General features: G+C 40.8%; 16 protein-coding genes and 1 riboswitch. Of the genes, 4 read left to right on the top strand and 12 right to left on the bottom strand.

What is annotated here, in order from left to right:
* Positions 1 to 9 precede the first annotated feature (9 nt).
* The 6 genes from I6F45_RS02555 to I6F45_RS02530 all read right to left on the bottom strand — a co-directional run bounded on the left by I6F45_RS02555 (position 10) and on the right by I6F45_RS02530 (position 5,379).
* Positions 10 to 801 (bottom strand): thiazole synthase, encoded by a 792-nt coding sequence (locus I6F45_RS02555; RefSeq protein WP_197159587.1) that lies wholly within the window; start codon positions 799 to 801, stop codon positions 10 to 12.
* A 5-nt stretch (positions 802 to 806) separates the two neighbouring features.
* Positions 807 to 1,001 carry a sulfur carrier protein ThiS gene (thiS, locus tag I6F45_RS02550; protein ID WP_197159586.1) on the bottom strand — a complete coding sequence of 65 codons (195 nt, stop codon included), beginning with the start codon at positions 999 to 1,001 and terminating at the stop codon, positions 807 to 809.
* 7 nt (positions 1,002 to 1,008) lie between these two features.
* Entirely contained in the window at positions 1,009 to 2,019 is a 1,011-nt protein-coding gene (locus I6F45_RS02545; protein WP_197159585.1) for an FAD-dependent oxidoreductase, read from the bottom strand.
* A 118-nt stretch (positions 2,020 to 2,137) separates the two neighbouring features.
* A complete protein-coding gene (thiC, locus tag I6F45_RS02540; RefSeq protein ID WP_169044136.1) occupies positions 2,138 to 4,090 on the bottom strand; it encodes a phosphomethylpyrimidine synthase ThiC in 1,953 nt (650 codons plus the stop codon).
* 143 nt (positions 4,091 to 4,233) lie between these two features.
* Positions 4,234 to 4,348: riboswitch (TPP riboswitch) on the bottom strand.
* A 107-nt stretch (positions 4,349 to 4,455) separates the two neighbouring features.
* Positions 4,456 to 4,854: an META domain-containing protein gene (locus I6F45_RS02535; protein WP_010555269.1), complete on the bottom strand. Its 399-nt coding sequence runs from the start codon at positions 4,852 to 4,854 to the stop codon at positions 4,456 to 4,458.
* A 126-nt stretch (positions 4,855 to 4,980) separates the two neighbouring features.
* Positions 4,981 to 5,379, bottom strand: coding sequence for an acyl-CoA thioesterase (locus I6F45_RS02530; protein WP_197140349.1), 399 nt, complete (start codon positions 5,377 to 5,379; stop codon positions 4,981 to 4,983).
* Positions 5,380 to 5,463: 84 nt separating this feature from the next.
* Here I6F45_RS02530 and I6F45_RS02525 point away from each other — a divergent pair, with 84 nt between their 5' ends.
* The gene (locus I6F45_RS02525) at positions 5,464 to 7,581 is read left to right on the top strand and encodes a TonB-dependent receptor (RefSeq protein WP_197159584.1); all 2,118 of its coding nucleotides are present in this window, start codon (positions 5,464 to 5,466) and stop codon (positions 7,579 to 7,581) included.
* Between the two features lie 828 nt (positions 7,582 to 8,409).
* Here I6F45_RS02525 and epmA read toward each other — a convergent pair.
* Both epmA and efp read right to left on the bottom strand, forming a co-directional pair.
* Positions 8,410 to 9,384, bottom strand: a complete 975-nt coding sequence (gene epmA / locus I6F45_RS02520; protein WP_197140353.1) for an elongation factor P--(R)-beta-lysine ligase — start codon at positions 9,382 to 9,384, stop codon at positions 8,410 to 8,412.
* 57 nt (positions 9,385 to 9,441) lie between these two features.
* Entirely contained in the window at positions 9,442 to 10,008 is a 567-nt protein-coding gene (efp, locus tag I6F45_RS02515) for an elongation factor P (RefSeq protein ID WP_010555265.1), read from the bottom strand.
* Between the two features lie 41 nt (positions 10,009 to 10,049).
* On the opposite strand from efp, the gene epmB reads away from it, so the two are divergent.
* The gene (gene epmB / locus I6F45_RS02510; RefSeq protein ID WP_197159694.1) at positions 10,050 to 11,063 is read left to right on the top strand and encodes an EF-P beta-lysylation protein EpmB; all 1,014 of its coding nucleotides are present in this window, start codon (positions 10,050 to 10,052) and stop codon (positions 11,061 to 11,063) included.
* On the opposite strand, the gene I6F45_RS02505 is transcribed toward epmB, so the two are convergent.
* Positions 11,060 to 11,269 (bottom strand): hypothetical protein, encoded by a 210-nt coding sequence (locus tag I6F45_RS02505; protein WP_197118536.1) that lies wholly within the window; start codon positions 11,267 to 11,269, stop codon positions 11,060 to 11,062. The genes epmB and I6F45_RS02505 overlap by 4 nt on opposite strands.
* Before the next feature lie 82 nt (positions 11,270 to 11,351).
* Here I6F45_RS02505 and I6F45_RS02500 point away from each other — a divergent pair, with 82 nt between their 5' ends.
* Complete coding sequence (locus I6F45_RS02500) at positions 11,352 to 11,642, top strand: hypothetical protein (RefSeq protein WP_002960798.1); 291 nt, start codon at positions 11,352 to 11,354, stop codon at positions 11,640 to 11,642.
* 44 nt (positions 11,643 to 11,686) lie between these two features.
* Here the strand turns inward: I6F45_RS02500 and I6F45_RS02495 are convergent, their stop codons facing one another.
* Positions 11,687 to 12,178, bottom strand: coding sequence for a DUF3016 domain-containing protein (locus tag I6F45_RS02495; protein ID WP_197118535.1), 492 nt, complete (start codon positions 12,176 to 12,178; stop codon positions 11,687 to 11,689).
* A gap of 279 nt (positions 12,179 to 12,457) precedes the next feature.
* Here I6F45_RS02495 and galE point away from each other — a divergent pair, with 279 nt between their 5' ends.
* A complete protein-coding gene (gene galE, locus I6F45_RS02490; RefSeq protein ID WP_165724766.1) occupies positions 12,458 to 13,474 on the top strand; it encodes a UDP-glucose 4-epimerase GalE in 1,017 nt (338 codons plus the stop codon).
* A 667-nt stretch (positions 13,475 to 14,141) separates the two neighbouring features.
* Here galE and I6F45_RS02485 read toward each other — a convergent pair.
* Both I6F45_RS02485 and I6F45_RS02480 read right to left on the bottom strand, forming a co-directional pair.
* A complete protein-coding gene (locus I6F45_RS02485) occupies positions 14,142 to 14,822 on the bottom strand; it encodes a Fe2+-dependent dioxygenase (RefSeq protein WP_197159583.1) in 681 nt (226 codons plus the stop codon).
* Positions 14,823 to 14,899: 77 nt separating this feature from the next.
* Entirely contained in the window at positions 14,900 to 17,080 is a 2,181-nt protein-coding gene (locus I6F45_RS02480; RefSeq protein WP_197159582.1) for a TonB-dependent receptor, read from the bottom strand.
* Between the last annotated feature and the right edge of the window lie 138 nt (positions 17,081 to 17,218).

The following is a 17,218-nucleotide window of genomic DNA, read 5'->3' as shown; positions in this document are numbered from 1 at the left end:
ATTCTTTCCTTACTGCTGATGCCAAAAAGGCATACCCATTGTAGGGGTTGATGGGGCTGCAACGTCTTTTTCCGGCATCGCCTTTGCTTTGTATGCAAAGCGCCCTGCTTCTACTGCGGCTTTAAATGCGCGGCTCATAGTAATTGGGCAACCCGCCCCTGCAATGGCTGAATTTAATAATACCGCATCATACCCCATTTCGAGTGCTTGGCAGGCATGCGATGGTAAACCTAAACCTGCATCTACTATCAATGTAGTATTGGGTAAGCGCTCTCGAATAGTTTTTAAATTATAACTATTTAACAAGCCTTTACCGGTGCCTATTGGCGCCCCCCACGGCATAAGCACCTCACACCCTAGCTCATTTAAACGCTGGCAAAGTACTAAGTCATCGGTGCAATAAGGTAATACTTTAAAACCATCATCAATCAATATTTTTGTGGCTTCAAGTAGCGCAAAAGGGTCAGGCTGTAAATTGTAATCATCGCCAATTAGCTCTAGCTTAATCCAATCGGTGGCAAATACCTCTCGGCACATTTTTGCAAGTGTAATCGCCTCTTTGACACTGTGGCACCCTGCGGTATTAGGCAGTATTTTTAAGCCTGTATTTTTTATTAACTGCCAAAAATCATCGCCTGCTGCTGCACTTTGTTGGCGCCTAAGCGACACCGTTACAATTTCAGCGCCTGATGCGGTTAGTGATTGGGTCATAATATCGGGCGACGGATAAAGTGCAGAGCCTATTAATAAACGACTCTTTATTTGCTCTCCATAAATAGTTAAACAGTCTTTAGTTTGCATGAGCTTTATCCGCCTTGAATGGGTGACAGCAACTCAACACTGTCGTCCTCATTAAGTACATAGTTACTGTGCCGACTTTGTGGAATAAATTCGCCATTAACAGCCACAGCAAAAGGCGCGACTGCACCAAAACTTTGAAGTACCTCAACGAGTGCTTTGCTATTAACATTAAGTAGCTCGCCATTAATTGTAATATTCATTCTACTCTCACTCTATTCGTGAAACTGCTTGCGCCACTAATGCCGGCGCCAACATATAACCATGTCGATACAAACCGTTAATGCTAATTACATTACCAACTTGTGATACTTCTGGGCGGTTATCGCTAAATGCAGGGCGTAATCCGGTTTGAATATTAAGGAGCCGTGCTTCGGCAAATCCGCTGTGTACGGTATAAGCCGCTGAAAGTAATTCAAGGGTTGAGCGCACGGTTGCTGCACCGCTGTCTTGCGATTCAATTTCGGTCGCACCAATTACATATTCACTGTTAGGTTTAGGCGCTATATAAATTGGATAACGCGGGTGCATTAAACGCACAGGCCTGATTAAACTTACCTCTGGTGCGTATAACCTTGCTACTTCGCCGCGCACACCTCTAAGCGGTTTATCATCTTGAGTATTTTTAGCACCAAGCCCACGGCAATCAATAATGTAATCGAAGGGTCGATTGTTTATTTTGTTGTCGCCAATGGTTACGCGCTGATTAAATACAAACTTTACTTTGCGTTTGTTGAGCTGTGCAAAGCTGGCTTTATAAAATGCTTGGTTATCTATTTGCCCCTCGCAGGGTAAAAATAGACCTTGGTTAAAACGCCCTGCAAGTTCAGGTTCAAGCATTGTAATTTGTTGAGCATTTACATGCTCGGCAGTGTGATCAGCTAGCGGTTTTATACGCTGTGCAAAGCTTTGTAAATCGCCTTTGTCCTGCTGGTGCGCAATGACCAAAGTGCCTTGCTGCTGAAAAAAAACGTCACTTTCAAGTTCAGCAATAATACCCGGCCAGCGCTTTATTGAATCAAGACCCATTAAAGCTAAATCAGTCTCGCACAATACCGACTCTGCAAGTGGAGCAAGCATTGCTGCTGCCACTTTACCTGCGCTATTTTGTGTACGCTCATCGTCTGCTTCAAAAACAGTGACATGGTGCTGTTTGCTCAGCGTAAGCGCAGCTAATCTGCCCGCTAAACCAAACCCAACCACCGCAATGCTATAAACCATACAAACCTCCAAAGCAGTTATTAGTAGGTGCGAATTTACTTCGCACTTCTTCAATTTTTAAAGAAGCGAGGTATAAAACCTCACCTACGTCTGCATCTAACTTCTAGCGATAATTACTTTATACCGCTTTATGGTAAATCTCTGAGCCTGTTTGCTTAAACTGGTCAGATTTAGCTTTCATTTCGGCTTCTACATCAACCATTTTTATTTCAATAGCGTCGCCAGCGTTATTAGGATCAATACCACGTGTTTCTAAATCTTTAGCGTAATCGCGTACTTCTTGGCTAATTTTCATAGAGCAAAATTTAGGACCACACATAGAGCAAAAGTGAGCCACTTTGCCTGATTCTTGCGGCAGGGTTTCGTCGTGATACTCGCGAGCTCGGTCTGGATCTAAACCAATATTAAATTGGTCATGCCATCTAAACTCAAAGCGTGCTTTTGATAAGGCGTTATCACGCTCTTGCGCGCCTGGGTGACCTTTTGCTAAATCGGCGGCATGTGCAGCTATTTTGTAGGTAATTAAGCCTTCTTTAACATCTTCTTTATTTGGCAGACCTAAATGCTCTTTAGGTGTTACATAACAAAGCATTGCACAGCCGTACCATGCTATTTGGGCCGCCCCAATACCTGAGGTGATATGGTCGTACCCTGGTGCAATATCGGTCGTTAACGGGCCTAATGTATAAAAAGGCGCTTCGTCGCAATGCTTTAATTGCTCATCCATATTGGCTTTAATCATGTGCATTGGCACATGCCCTGGGCCTTCAATAAATACTTGTACGTCGTGCTTCCACGCAATTTTAGTCAGTTCACCTAATGTGCGCAGCTCACTAAACTGCGCTTCATCGTTGGCATCAGCAATCGAGCCTGGGCGAAGGCCATCACCGAGTGAAAAACACACATCGTATTGTTTTAAAATTTCACAAATGTCTTCAAAGTGCGTGTATAAAAAGTTTTCTTTATGATGCGCTAAACACCACTTAGCCATAATTGAGCCACCGCGCGACACAATACCGGTTACACGTTTAGCCGTCATTGGTACGTAACGAAGCAGTACACCGGCATGAATAGTAAAGTAATCAACACCCTGCTCGGCTTGTTCAATAAGCGTATCGCGGAAAATCTCCCACGTTAAATCCTCAGCCACACCATTTACTTTTTCAAGCGCTTGATAAATCGGTACTGTGCCAATAGGTACAGGCGAGTTACGTACAACCCATTCACGCGTTTCGTGAATGTAACGTCCCGTTGATAAGTCCATCACGGTGTCTGCGCCCCAGCGGGTAGACCACACCATTTTTTCTACTTCTTCTTCAATAGATGAGCTAACCGATGAATTACCAATGTTGGCATTAACTTTTACTAAAAAGTTACGACCTACAATCATAGGCTCTGTTTCTGGATGGTTTATATTATTTGGTAAAATAGCGCGACCACGGGCTATTTCGTCGCGTACAAATTCTGGGGTAATAAATTCAGGAATACTCGCACCAAACGACTCGCCTTTATGCTGCGCGGCAAGTAATTCTTTACGAATTTCTGCACGTCCCATATTTTCACGAACAGCTACGTATTCCATTTCAGGGGTAATAATCCCTTGGCGTGCGTAGTGCATTTGCGTTACGTTTTTACCAGCGACACCACGGCGAATTTTTGGAAGGTGATCAAAGCGAATATGATCTAACCCTTCATCTGCCATGCGTTGCTGCGAGAACTGCGACGTCACTGATTCTAAAACCTCGGTGTCGCCACGGCTTTCAATCCATTGTTCACGAAATTTTGGTAAGCCTTTGCGTACATCAAGTTCAAAATTAGGATCGGTATACGGGCCCGACGTATCGTAAACACGAAGCGGATCGTTTGACTCATAAACAGGGTTTTCATCTGTACCGCCAATAAACGTATCACTTAATGTGATTTCACGCATACCAACGCGCACACCAGGTTGAGTGCCTTCAACGTATACTTTATGAGAATTTGGAAACGGTTGACCCGTTAAGTTATAAATATATTCAGACGCGGCAGCACGAGTTTCTCGGCGTGACGCTTTATTTGTAGTATTTGACATGACTTGCCTCATTGCTTAAGGGTTGTCTTGTCAGATATTCCGAGGAATAGAGAAAGATCGTAAAGTAGCGTACATGCTACTTTGCAGCCTAAAATAAACAAAATCACTTTATTGTGCGCATAAAAAAAGACGCACAAGCGTCCCATTTTAGGCAGCTTGTTCCCTACGCAGGTATTAACCTGATCAGGTTCACGGATCCCGCTTTCGCGATCTCAGCCAAAAACTAATTACTTAGCTTTGGCACTCCGACAAGTATTGATATATAAATTCTGTTCGTTAATTTGAAGGTGTTATCCATCAAATCTGCGCTGAGTGTACGTCAGTTAAAAACTGCCCGCAAGGGGCTGTTTTTCAAAAACTTAAAATTATTTAGGGATAAACACAAATGTTTGCTCGCCTTGCATGACTAATTGCTGGTCTTGCATTTTAAGCTCAGCACCTTGCTTTAAGGCTTGTAATAACTGCTGCTCAAACTCATCAAGGTCTTCGCCGCACGACTTGCGCGTCATTCCTAATTTACTTACGGTAAGGTTACTTTCTTCAAGCGAGCCTTCACCAAAAAATTTGTTACAGCCAGCAAAACCGTTTACTTGCAGTGCTTCAATAAAGCTCATTGATGCATTAAACGAAGGTGGAATTGCTAAACCATCAACACGTGATAATTGCCATTGGGTGTATTTAAGCTGCTCACTGGTAACCGTCCCTGTTGATGCGCAACCAACACATAAACCGACTATAAGCATCGGTATTGCTGCTAATTTCATGCTACTACTAACTAATTGTCTAATTAATGTAATTGTAACAATATTTATGCCCTTTATCCGTTAAAAATGCATGTTTTAAATGTAAATTTTTGTTCTATGATAGTTCAAAAGTTATGCGATTAAGTACTAAGTTGTAGTTTTAAATACGTTATCTATTTGCTCTGGTAAAAACGGTCTACCTTTTTCATTAACAGACGTTCCTATAACCATTGCATTGAGCATTACTTTTTCATCGCTTTTACGTATAACCGTTTGCTTAAACGCAAATTTTAAACGACTAATACGCTGCGGTTCCACAGCCACATAAAATTCATCACCTGGTAGTAGTGAATGTTTATAGTCCATTTCGCTGCGCATCACGACTAGGTTAATTTTATCTTTCGCTAATTGAGCAAAATCAATACCGTGTACGTACAAGAATTCATGGCGAGCATGCTCTAAATAATTAAAATAAACACTGTTATTTACGATGCCTTGTAAGTCACATTCGTAATCACGTACTTTGAAGTCAACTTTAAAGGTCATATTAGTAATCCTGATTATTTAACGTATAATTGCCGCGTTTATAGCACATGTGTTTAAATAATTGCTACCATACGAGTCCCTAAAATGGAGTTAAGTAACCCAATGAACTTACGTTTGTCTTTAATTACTGCCGCACTTTTACCGCTGCTTGGTGCACCAATTGCAGCTAACGCTGATGATAGCGACCTAGAAAGAATTGTTGTAACCGGCGATTTTCAGCGCGAAAGCATTCAAACTTTAAGCGCGAGTGCGAGCTTATTCAGCGAAGATGAAATTAATCAACGTGGTGCAAGTTACTTAGACGAAATGTTAGGCAGTGCCGCCAATGTAAATTTTGCATCTGGTGCGTCGCGTGGTCGTTACATCCAAATTCGTGGCGTGGGACTTCGCTCACAATTTGTAGACCCTATTAATCCATCTGTAGGCTTAGTTATAGATGGTATTAACTATTCTGGTCTTGGTGGCAGCTCATTATTATTTGATATAGACCAAGTAGAAATTTATCGTGGCCCACAAGGTACACGCTTTGGCGCAGACGGTATGGCCGGTATGATCCAAATGGGTTCAGCTAAAGCCACGAGCGATCCAAGTTTAAAATTACAAGTAGGTGCTGGCACGTACAACACCCGCGAAGCAGGTATTGCAGCAAGCACTGGTTTAACAGATGACACTAGCGCACGCGTTAGCTACTTTCGCAGAAAGTCAGACGGTTACGTAGATAACTTGTACTTAAATGACGAAACACAAAATCAAGACGAACAAGTAGCCCGCTTTAAAATAAACAGCCAGCTTACAAAGCATTTAAATACTGAGCTAAACCTGCATTATATCGATATTAATAACGGATACGATGCGTTTACGCTTGATAACAGCCGCAATAGTGTTGCCGACGAGCCAGGGCAAGATAATCAAGAAAGCTACGCTATAGGTGTTAATAATACTTATACGGGTTTTGACGCTTTTGATGTAAATCTAAACCTGTCGGCTATTGATACCGAATTACTTTACAGCTTTGACGAAGACTGGGTATGTAACGATACAAGTGAGCCAAAGTTATGTGCTGCTGGCTTACATCCAGATGGATACAGCTCAACTGATTTATACAGCCGCGATCGCGACAATCAGTCTGTAGATTTACAGTTTAATTCTAAAACGGGTAACTGGGTTGCGGGTATTTATTACCAAAACCGTGATGTTGATTTAGAGCGCCAATACACATGGTTAGCAAGCCCGTTTTCTTCAACTTACGAAACGAGTAACGTTGCAGTATATGGTCAAGTAGCGACTCCAATTGGCCCTAAAACAACATTAATTACAGGTTTACGTGTAGAGCAATACCAAGGCGACTACACCGATAGTAATGGCTTTATACAAGACACTGACGACGTAATGGTTGGCGGTAAAATAGCACTTGAATATCAAGTGATTGATCGCACTATGATCTACACCAGCATTACGCGTGGCTACAAAGCTGGCGGTATTAACTCAGAAGCGCTTGCTAAAGCCAAAGATGAAGGCTTAAACCTAAGCGCTGATTTTTTCCAGCAACACACCAGTTTCGACCCTGAATATTTATGGAGTGGCGAATTTGGTGTTAAAGGCTCATCGCTTGATGACAAATTTACGCTTCGCTTAGCTGCATTTTACATGCACCGCGACGATATTCAGTTAAAAGCATGGCAAGTAGAAGGTCAGCAATTTACTGGTTATGTTGATAATGCCAGCTCTGGCAGTAATTACGGACTTGAAATTGAAGGTAGTTACCAGTTAACTGATGACTTATTTTTAACGGGTAGTGCTGGCTACCTAAATACAGAAATAGACGACTTTGTAACGCAGTCTGGCTTAAACCAAGACGGTCGTGAGCAAGCACAGTCACCTAAATACCAGTATGCGTTTACTGCTCGCTATAACTTTACAAGTGAGCTTTACGGTATGATTGGTGTTGAAGGTAAGGACGACTACTACTTCTCAGATAGTCATAACTCACAGGCACCAAGCAGCAACTTAGTTAACTTAAGCTTTGGCTACGAAGCTGACATGTGGGCTGTACGCGCATGGGCTCGTAACGTGTTTGACGAAACAGTCCCTACACGTGGTTTTGAGTTTGGTAATGACCCACAAGATGGTTACGCAACGCATACCTATACACAATTAGGTGAGCCTCGTGTAGCAGGTGTTACGTTTACGCTTAATCTGTAAAGCACAGCCGTTGGCTTTCAAATGAAAGCTTTCTGCAAGCAAATAAAAACACCGCGTTTAAATTAAACGCGGTGTTTTTATTTGTAGGTGAGGTTTTATACCTCGCTTTTTATAAAGTTAAATTACATGAACGCGAAATAAATTCGCACCTACAGGTTTGGCGTATATTGTTGGGTTTGATGTTTATTGTAAGTGAGGTTTTATACCTCTCTTTTTTATAAAGTTAAATTACACGAGCGCGAAATAAATTCGCACCTACAGGTTTAGCGTATGTTGTTGGGGTTGATGTTTATTGTAGGTGAGGTTTTATACCTCGCTTTTTATAAAGTTAAATTACATGAGCGCGAAATAAATTCGCACCTACAGGTTTAGCGTATGTTGTTGGGTTTGATGTTTATTGTAGGTGAGGTTTTATACCTCGCTTTTTTATAAAGTTAAATTACATGAGCGCGAAATAAATTCGCACCTACAGGTTTAGCGTATGTTGTTGGGTTTGATGTTTATTGTAGGTGAGGTTTTATACCTCGCTTTCTGCTTTTTAAAATATTGAAGCCAAGTTACACGAGCGCAAAATAAATTCGCACCTACAGGTTTGACGTATGTTGTTGGGTTTAATCTTTATTGTAGGTGAGGTTTTATACCTCGCTTTTTATAAAGTTAAGTTACACAAGCGCAAAATAAATTCGCACCTACAGGTTTGGCGTATGTTGTTGGGGTTGATTTTTATTGTAGGTGAGGTTTTATACCTCGCTTTTATAAAGTTAAATTACACGAGCGCGAAATAAATTCGCACCTACAAATATTCTACCTACGCCTACAGGCTAAGCATCACGCTCTTTGAACATCAAACGCTATTACGTCTTTAATTTTCTCTTTATTTGTTGCGAGCATTACCAACCTATCAATCCCCAAAGCAACCCCTGCGCATTGTGGTAATCCATGCTCCAGCGCTTTAATTAAACGCGTATCCATTGGTACTTGCTTTAAACCGTTGTTAGCGCGGTATGTGTTATCATCATTAAATCGTTTAGCTTGCTCACTAGCATTTGTTAATTCGTTAAAGCCGTTAGCCAATTCCATATTTTTGTAATAAAGCTCAAAGCGCCCTGCTACGCGTGCATCATGTTCACAAATTTGTGCAAGGGCCGCTTGAGAAGCTGGAAAATGATAAACAAAACACGGTTTTTCTTGTCCTATTGTTGGCTCCACTTTCATACAAAATAATAATTGCAGTAAAGTATCTTTATGCGTTTCATTTTTGGCTATATCAGCAAACCCCTGCTTACACGCTAGTTGCTTTAATTGCTCTATGCTTGCTGTTAAAGGATCGAGGCCGAGTACTTGTTCAAACGCTTGCTGATAAGTAAGTCTAGTTGCAGGCTCGACACCTAAAACAAGTTGCATTAACTCATCCATTTCATCCATAAGTGTAAATTCATCAAAGCCTGGGCGATACCATTCCAGCATAGTAAATTCAGGATTATGATGGCTACCCGCTTCTTCATTTCTAAATGCTTTACAAAGCTGAAAAATAGCGCCTGAGCCTGCTGCTAACAAGCGTTTCATGGCAAACTCTGGAGATGTTTGTAAAAACAGAGGAAGCCCACCAGCATGCCCTGGACCTACAAATTTGGTATTAAAACTAGCTAAGTGCACATCGGTTACACTGGCAGCACTTAAGCTTGGCGTTTCTACTTCTAAAACATCACGTACATAAAAAAATTCACGGATGCGACGTAATATCGATGCGCGTTGTTTTAGTGTTTCAATGCTTGCGCTTGGGGCCCAAAGATCTGCTGACATATTTTCTCCAAAAAAAAATCCCAGCGTAAGCTGGGATTTTATAAACAATGTTAAAGCTTACTTAACACGGCTTACGTATTCACCGTTACGAGTGTCTACTTTAATTACTTCGCCAATTTGTACGAATAATGGAACTCGTACCACAGCGCCTGTGCTAAGCGTTGCTGGTTTACCACCAGTACCCGCTGTATCGCCTTTAAGGCCTGGATCTGTTTCAGTGATCTCAAGCTCAACAAAGTTAGGTGGTGTAACAGCAATAGGGCTGCCGTTCCATAATGTAATTGTGCATAAATCATTTTCAACTAACCATTTTACTGAATCGCCTAGTGCTTTTTCGTCAGCAGCAATTTGCTCAAATGTTTCATTGTTCATGAAATGCCAAAATTCGCCGTCTGTGTATAGATACGCTAAATCAGTATCCATTACATCAGCACCTTCAACTGATTCACCCGATTTAAAGGTTTTTTCAAGCACCTTACCAGAGATAAGTTTACGGATACGAACACGGTTAAACGCCTGGCCTTTACCAGGTTTTACCATTTCATTTTCTAAGATACTGCAAGGCTCGCCGTCCATCATAATTTTTAGGCCGCCCTTGAACTCGTTGGTGCTATAATTCGCCATCGTTTCCTCTATTTATATTTTTTCGAGTAATCTACATGCCAATGATACAAAGAAATGAAGCAAATTTGCATAAAAACTGGCAAAAAGAATTAGCAAATGTAGTTACCTGCCCAAAAACCTTGCTTGAAATGGTCGGTTTATCGAGCCAAGTCCATGAAAACGACCTAAAAGCCCGTAGTTTATTTCCGGTACGCGTGCCTATCCCTTTTATAAAAAAAATACGCAAAGGCGATCCAAACGATCCTCTTTTGCTACAAGTTATGCCACGCCATCAAGAATTTTTGACTAAATTGGGTTTTAATAAAGATCCCCTACTTGAGCAAGATAACGACCAACCAGGCGTTTTACATAAATACAAATCGCGTGTTTTAGTGATGTTTAAAACCGGCTGTGCTGTAAATTGTCGTTACTGCTTTAGAAGGCATTTTCCGTATCAAGAAAACCAACTCAATAAAAAAAGTCTGCTAGAAACACTGAGCTATATAAAATCAGATAGCAATATAAACGAAGTGATTTTAAGTGGTGGCGATCCACTGATGGCCAAAGACGATGCAATAAGCTGGTTTTTGGATGAGCTTGAGCAATTACCACAAATAAAACGAATGCGAATTCATAGCCGTTTGCCAGTAGTTATACCGGCGCGAGTTACCGATGAGTTATGTGAACGATTAGCAAAATCGCCATTAAAAATTATTTTTATTAATCACATAAACCACGCAAACGAAATAGACGCTGATTTTAAAGCTGCCATGCAAAAGCTTAAACAAGCAAACGTAACGCTTCTAAACCAAGCTGTAATTTTAAAAGATGTGAACGATACGGTTGATGCGCAAATAAATTTAAGCGAAACGTTATTTGACGCAGACGTATTGCCGTATTATTTGTATTTGCTAGATAAAGTTGAAGGGGCGAGCCACTTTGATATTAATGAAGCGCAAGCAATTGAAATAATGGCAGAGCTATTAAAAGCTCTGCCTGGATTTTTAGTGCCTAAATTAGTAAGAGAAATCGGTGGTCAAAAAAGCAAAACACCTATCGATCTTAAGCTAATTTAAACGTATATATTTACGTTGTTACCCAATGATGCAGTTACCGATTTAGCCGGTGTTTGCGCACTTGACGATTGTGCAGCACCTTCAATAAGTGCAAGCGCTGCAGCGCCATCAGCTAATTGCTGTTTTTTAGACAAAGCAGCAGTGTAAAGCTCGCTGCCTTGGCCTGAACCAGACATAGCTGGTAAATTTCCACCTGATATATTCATAATTATAAGCCTTAATCAACCTGACTTTTAAATGTAATCCACGTATTATGTCGGCCATGCAGCACAAAGCTTTAGGAAAACCATGGATTCTATAATTGAACAACTCAACACTAACTTAAAAATTGTTTATCGTCAGGCACTTGATGCCGATAAAAAATTAGACGAATTACAACAACAAGGCCATGGCAAATTTAAAGCCTTATTTGCACAAGATGCTGGTTTTAGCTTTGAAGCTAAACGTTTTAAGCCTTATGTTCTTGATGTAGCCGCTGATGTTGAAAGCTTATCTAACGATGGTTTTGATGAAGAAAAACTTAAAACGACCGTTATTAAGTTACAGCAAATACTCACGTTGTTAGCTACTTTTAAGTAAAGCTTAAAAACGAAAATGCCGCTATTTAGCGGCATTATTATAAGTTAATCTAAACTTGGTAATATTTGCTCACCAAACCATTCTGTTAGTAAGCGTTTTTCGTAATAAAATGATTCATCGCGGCCCATTTTTATTTTATCCATAAAGCCCATGTCTTTAAGCTCTACATCACTACCTTTACTTAATACTGTACCGTCGCTATCGCTTAGCGAATAATCCATTTTAATACGTGGAAAGTAGATTGGCTTAACAACACGTATTTGGTCAATACCACCATAACGCACATCACCTGCTAAATCTAAATCAGTAAACTCTACGTTTAATTTATAATTTTTTGGCAATTGCTCGGCTAGTTTAGCCATATGCTTTTCGAAACTTGCTGCCACACTTTTATGATATGAGCTCTTTGTTTGGTTTGACGCTCGCACATCACGATAATCATTAAAGTCATGCCATTTAACAACAGACTCACCAGCATGGGCAAGCGCAGGTAATGCGATACACATTGTTGTTGCTATTTTTTTAACTAAATTCATATCTTTCTCCAAAGAGGTAGACCAATCACAAAAGTGTAGATTGGAGTAAACCTAGCATTAGCTATTACTAGGCTCATTTTAGCACTTGTTTATTAACTATAACTTAATCTTACGTATAAAGTGTTACTTGTACTGAGTAAAATGTAATCAAAAGTACTTAATTTACCGTTATTAAAAAAAGATGTTATTTAAACTATAGAAATTACAGATAAAGCATGTAAATCACCTCTATTTATGGTGAAATTAACTCAATTGATAAAAGGTACCCACGGAGCTTTCATGACTATTTTAGTAACCGGTGGCGCTGGCTATATTGGCTCGCACACTGTTTTAGAACTTTTACAGCAAGGTAACGATGTTGTTGTTATTGATAATTTAAGTAACTCATCACAAGAATCACTTGCGCGCGTAAAGAATATTACAGGCAAAGAGGCCACTTTTTACCAAGGCGATATTCTCGATAAATTCTTTTTAGATTCAGTATTTGCAAAACACACGGTTGATAGTGTTATACATTTTGCGGGCTTAAAATCAGTGGGCGAGTCGGTTGCAAAGCCCATTGAGTACTATCAAAACAATGTACAAGGTACGCTTACGCTTGTTGATGCAATGCGCGACGCAGGTGTATTTAAATTAGTATTTAGCTCGTCAGCTACGGTATACGGCGACCCTGCTAGCTTACCAATTAAAGAAGATTTCCCTGTAGGCGGTACTACCAACCCTTACGGCACATCTAAGCTGATGGTTGAGATGATGCTGCAAGATATCGCTAAATCAGATGAGCGCTTTGCGTTTGCTATTTTGCGTTACTTTAACCCAGTAGGTGCACATGAGTCAGGCTTAATTGGTGAAGATCCTAACGGTATTCCAAATAACTTACTGCCGTTTATTGCACAAGTAGCGGTCGGTAAATTAAAGCAACTTGCTGTGTTTGGTGATGATTACGATACCATTGATGGCACAGGCGTACGCGACTATATACACGTTGTAGATTTAGCTATTGGCCACTTAAAAGCGCTTGATAAAATTGCCAGCAGCACGGGTGCATTAGTTTATAACCTAGGTACTGGTAACGGGTATTCTGTACTGCAAATGGTTAATGCATTTATTAAAGCAAGCGATCAGGCTGTACCCTACCAGGTTTCACCTCGCCGCCCTGGTGATATTGCTGCATGTTATGCAGCGCCAGAAAAAGCACTTAATGAACTTGGCTGGGAAGCAGTGCGCGGTATTGATGAAATGATGCAAGATACATGGCGTTGGCAGTCAAATAACCCTAACGGTTATAAGGGTTAAGTAAAGCAAGCTTCAAACTTAAAGTAAGTGCGCGGTATAAAACCGCGCCTACAGAGTACTTTAAATACCGAGTTCAATTTTATAGCTGTGTTGTAGGCGTAGAGCGCAGCTTTTAATATTTAAAACTGATTGTTACTTACTTTTGGCTTCTCTAAAGCGCAGCGCCCTCTTAGCCTCTTTGTGAATAAATTACTTAAAATCTTTTTGCACAAAGAGAAGTAAAAGAGGAGTAAATGATAAGACACCAAAGCATATAAATTACGAGCTTCGCTCGTCACGCCAGCAAGCAAGCAGCGCGTCTACAAGTAATTTAACCACAGCGTAAATTTTGGCTGTAGGCGTTTAGCTTGCTCACGCGAAAAGCGCAGCTTTTAATATTTATAACTGATTGTTACTTACTCTTGGCTTCTCTAAAGCGCAGCGCCCTCTTAACCTCTTTGTGAATAAACCACTTAAAATCTTATTGCACAAAGAGAAGTAAAAGAGGAACAAATGAGAAGAGACCAAAACCCAGAAATTACGAGCTTCACTCGTCACGCCAGCAAGCAGCGCGTCTACAAGTAATTTCAGCACAGCGTTAAGTTTTGGCTGTAGGCGTAGAGCTTGCTCACGCGAAAAGCGCAGCTTTTAATTACTTATATCCAATATTTAATAACGAGTATCTTCGTTATGTCTGCGCCCACTGTCTTAGCAAGTTATGATAAACCCCCGTCAATTGAATAATCTCTGGGCTATCTTCTACTTTGCTGCGCAAACTTTGAATCGACATATCTAAATCAAAGAGTAAACCACGTTTTTCGTCGCTGTTTACCATGCTCTGTAACCAAAAGAATGAGGCTAATCTGCGCCCACTCGTTACTGGCATTACACGATGTAAGCTCGTTGAAGGGTACAACACCATACTGCCTGCTGGCAGCTTTACGCTATGTGAGCCATAAGTGTCTTCAATAACAAGTTCACCGCCCTCATAGTCTTCGGGGTCATTAATAAATAACGTCATTGATACATCTGTACGAATTTTCACAGGCGTACCCGGCACTTGCCTGATTGCATTATCTACATGCACACCAAACGATTGCCCGCCTTGGTAACAATTAAATAACGGAGGAAAAATTTTTGCAGGAAGTGTAGCCGACATAAACAAATTACTGCGCGCAAGTGCTGCCATAATAATATCGCCAAGCTCTTGGCATTCAGGGCTATTTTCAGGTAGCTGTAAGTTATTTTTTGCTTTGGTTGATTGATGCCCTGCGGTAATACTGCCATCGGCCCACTGCGCTTTAAGCAAAACCTCATGACAATAAGCCACTTCTTCTTTTGTTAATAGCTCTGGAATTTTAACTAGCATGTGCGCCCTCTCACATTTTCATCAAATAATTAAGGGCAGAGTTAACTCTGCCCTTTTATGCCGTACTTATTTTACTCTTAGAAAGAGTAGCTCGCTGTTAAGCTAAACTTACGACCATCACCTGGTACAAAGTGTCCACCACCTAACTGATCAACGTAATCTTTATCACCTAAGTTTTCACCGTTAAACTGCAGGCTCAAATCTTTTGATATGTCGTACGCAACCATCAGGTCAAAAATAGTATAACCCGGTGCACGAGAACGTGTAGACGTAGTGCCGTTGTAGCGCTCACCTACATATTGTGCACCTAAACCAAACGATAATTTATCCGACATATCGTACGTAGTCCAAACACTCCCGCTGTTTTTAGGCGTACGTGCAAGCTCGTTACCAATTTGCGATACGTCATCACCTAAGGCTTTAGTTACTTCGCTATCTTGGTAAGTGTATGAAGCAATTACAGTCCACTCTTTAGTAATTAAGCCAGTAGCAGAAAGCTCTAAACCTTGTACGCGCTGTTCACCACCGAGTATTTCGTCACTTGAACTATCTGCAAATGGGTCATCAGTACGGGCATTAGTTTTTTCAGTGCGAAATAGTGCCGCATTAGTTTGCAGGCGCCCATCCATTAAGCTCCACTTAGTTCCTAGCTCGTAGCTGCGGCTTTCTTCTGCGTCTAAATCAGCTGCATTTGAACGCGTAGATACCGTTAGGCTTTCCGCTGATGGATTGAATGAATTACCTGCGCCTAAATATACACTGCCGTTCTCTGTAGGTTTATAAACTACAGCTGCATTCCAGCTAAATAAGTCGTCACTTGTAGAAATTAAAGCGCTTGGGTCATTGTAATCGTTGTGATAATCCGTAGTGAAGCTATCAAAGCGAATTCCGCCTGTAACTTCCCACTGCTTGTTAAGTGTCACTGTATCAAATGCATAAATAGCTTGGTTTTTAGCTTTAGCTTCAATGCTTGTACCGTCACGGCCATACACACCCGTAAATGCAATTGTTGCATCAGGATTGTATAAGTCGTTGCGTATTCCATCTTCAATTAGGTTATCAGGTGTAGTTGCAACAAAGTTATGACGTGTAAACGTTTCGTTTGCAAGTTCAACACCCACTACAACATCGTGAGTAAAGCCAGCAAATTCATAGTTACCAATTAAATCAACTTGAAGTGCAGCAAGTGAATTTTCTGTATCACGTGTTTTTTCATCTGCAAAGGTAATGTCAGTATCTGTTGTAACCGAGAAATAACGTGGTGCAGTTGTTACTGATTCACGTTTAACTTTACCTAAACGACCTTGCACACGTAACGTAGTATTTTGAGAAAAATCATACTCATAACGAGCTGTCGTTGAGTAGGCTTCAATATCTTCATAATCACGGTAAATATTACCGTAAAAGTTATCAAAATCGACAGGAGAAGGTGAGCGCGCGCTATCTGCAAGTTCAGCTACTGGCGTATCACTGTAAACCCAAGGAATACCGTAATCTGGTAAATTGTCTTGGCGCTGATACTCTAGGTTTAAATCAAAACGGCTGTTTGTACCAAGCCCTGTTGCAAATGCAAACGCAACAGCATTTGTTTCGTTTTCAATATGATCACGACCTGCAACATCACCTTTATCAGTAAGAAGGTTTATACGTAGTGCGCTTGTGTCGTTTACTTGAATGTTAGTATCAAAACGACCACGGTAATCGTTTTCTGTGCCTAAACGTAGCGAAACGTCGTTAAAGTTGTCTAACTTCGCCTTTTTACTTTCTAAATTAACACTACCACCTGTTGCGCCACGACCAGAAACTGCTGAGCCTGGGCCTTTTGCAACTTCAACGGCTTCAATGTTGTAAATATCACGTGTATAACCTGCAACATCACGAATACCATCTACAAAAATATCATTTGTAGCACTAAAACCACGAATCGACATGCTATCGCCAGTAGGTGAACCACCCTCACCTGCTGCTAAAGAAATACCTGAAACATTACGCAAAGCATCACGCAAGCTATCTACGTTTCTATCTTTCATTACCGCTTGATTAATTACCGTTACAGTTTTAGCTGTATCAAGTAGCGGTTGAGTGTATTTATGCGACGTTGATTTTTCAACAACATAGCTAGACTCAGTTTTAGTTTCTGCTTTAGTTACCGATAGTTCTTGGACATCCTGTGCACTTGCCCAAGTTGAAAGCGTTGCCGTAACAACCGCTGCAATTGGCTTTATGTAGGCATTCCCTTTATTCGATGGCTTACTCATGGTTACTCCGTAGTTTTTATTAAGCACTTAACTATTGTTAATTTAAGGTACATATTTAATTTCGGCGAAATCCTACCATTCAAACAACGCAATGTAAACGATAACTGTTATCAATTGCATTGTTATGTAAATTCCTAT

This window comes from Pseudoalteromonas sp. SWYJZ19, assembly GCF_015864375.1.
Taxonomy (GTDB): Bacteria; Pseudomonadota; Gammaproteobacteria; order Enterobacterales; family Alteromonadaceae; genus Pseudoalteromonas; species Pseudoalteromonas arctica.
This window is presented reverse-complemented; position numbering and strand designations above follow the sequence as displayed.

Bases quoted from the DNA above. Each gene is read 5' to 3' on its own strand.
- I6F45_RS02555 (WP_197159587.1), bottom strand. From the start codon at position 801: ATGCAAACTAAAGACTGTTTAACTATTTATGGAGAGCAAATAAAGAGT.
- thiS (WP_197159586.1), bottom strand. From the start codon at position 1,001: ATGAATATTACAATTAATGGCGAGCTACTTAATGTTAATAGCAAAGCA.
- I6F45_RS02545 (WP_197159585.1), bottom strand. From the start codon at position 2,019: ATGGTTTATAGCATTGCGGTGGTTGGGTTTGGTTTAGCGGGCAGATTA.
- thiC (WP_169044136.1), bottom strand. From the start codon at position 4,090: ATGTCAAATACTACAAATAAAGCGTCACGCCGAGAAACTCGTGCTGCC.
- I6F45_RS02535 (WP_010555269.1), bottom strand. From the start codon at position 4,854: ATGAAATTAGCAGCAATACCGATGCTTATAGTCGGTTTATGTGTTGGT.
- I6F45_RS02530 (WP_197140349.1), bottom strand. From the start codon at position 5,379: ATGACCTTTAAAGTTGACTTCAAAGTACGTGATTACGAATGTGACTTA.
- I6F45_RS02525 (WP_197159584.1), top strand. From the start codon at position 5,464: ATGGAGTTAAGTAACCCAATGAACTTACGTTTGTCTTTAATTACTGCC.
- epmA (WP_197140353.1), bottom strand. From the start codon at position 9,384: ATGTCAGCAGATCTTTGGGCCCCAAGCGCAAGCATTGAAACACTAAAA.
- efp (WP_010555265.1), bottom strand. From the start codon at position 10,008: ATGGCGAATTATAGCACCAACGAGTTCAAGGGCGGCCTAAAAATTATG.
- epmB (WP_197159694.1), top strand. From the start codon at position 10,050: ATGATACAAAGAAATGAAGCAAATTTGCATAAAAACTGGCAAAAAGAA.
- I6F45_RS02505 (WP_197118536.1), bottom strand. From the start codon at position 11,269: ATGAATATATCAGGTGGAAATTTACCAGCTATGTCTGGTTCAGGCCAA.
- I6F45_RS02500 (WP_002960798.1), top strand. From the start codon at position 11,352: ATGGATTCTATAATTGAACAACTCAACACTAACTTAAAAATTGTTTAT.
- I6F45_RS02495 (WP_197118535.1), bottom strand. From the start codon at position 12,178: ATGAATTTAGTTAAAAAAATAGCAACAACAATGTGTATCGCATTACCT.
- galE (WP_165724766.1), top strand. From the start codon at position 12,458: ATGACTATTTTAGTAACCGGTGGCGCTGGCTATATTGGCTCGCACACT.
- I6F45_RS02485 (WP_197159583.1), bottom strand. From the start codon at position 14,822: ATGCTAGTTAAAATTCCAGAGCTATTAACAAAAGAAGAAGTGGCTTAT.
- I6F45_RS02480 (WP_197159582.1), bottom strand. From the start codon at position 17,080: ATGAGTAAGCCATCGAATAAAGGGAATGCCTACATAAAGCCAATTGCA.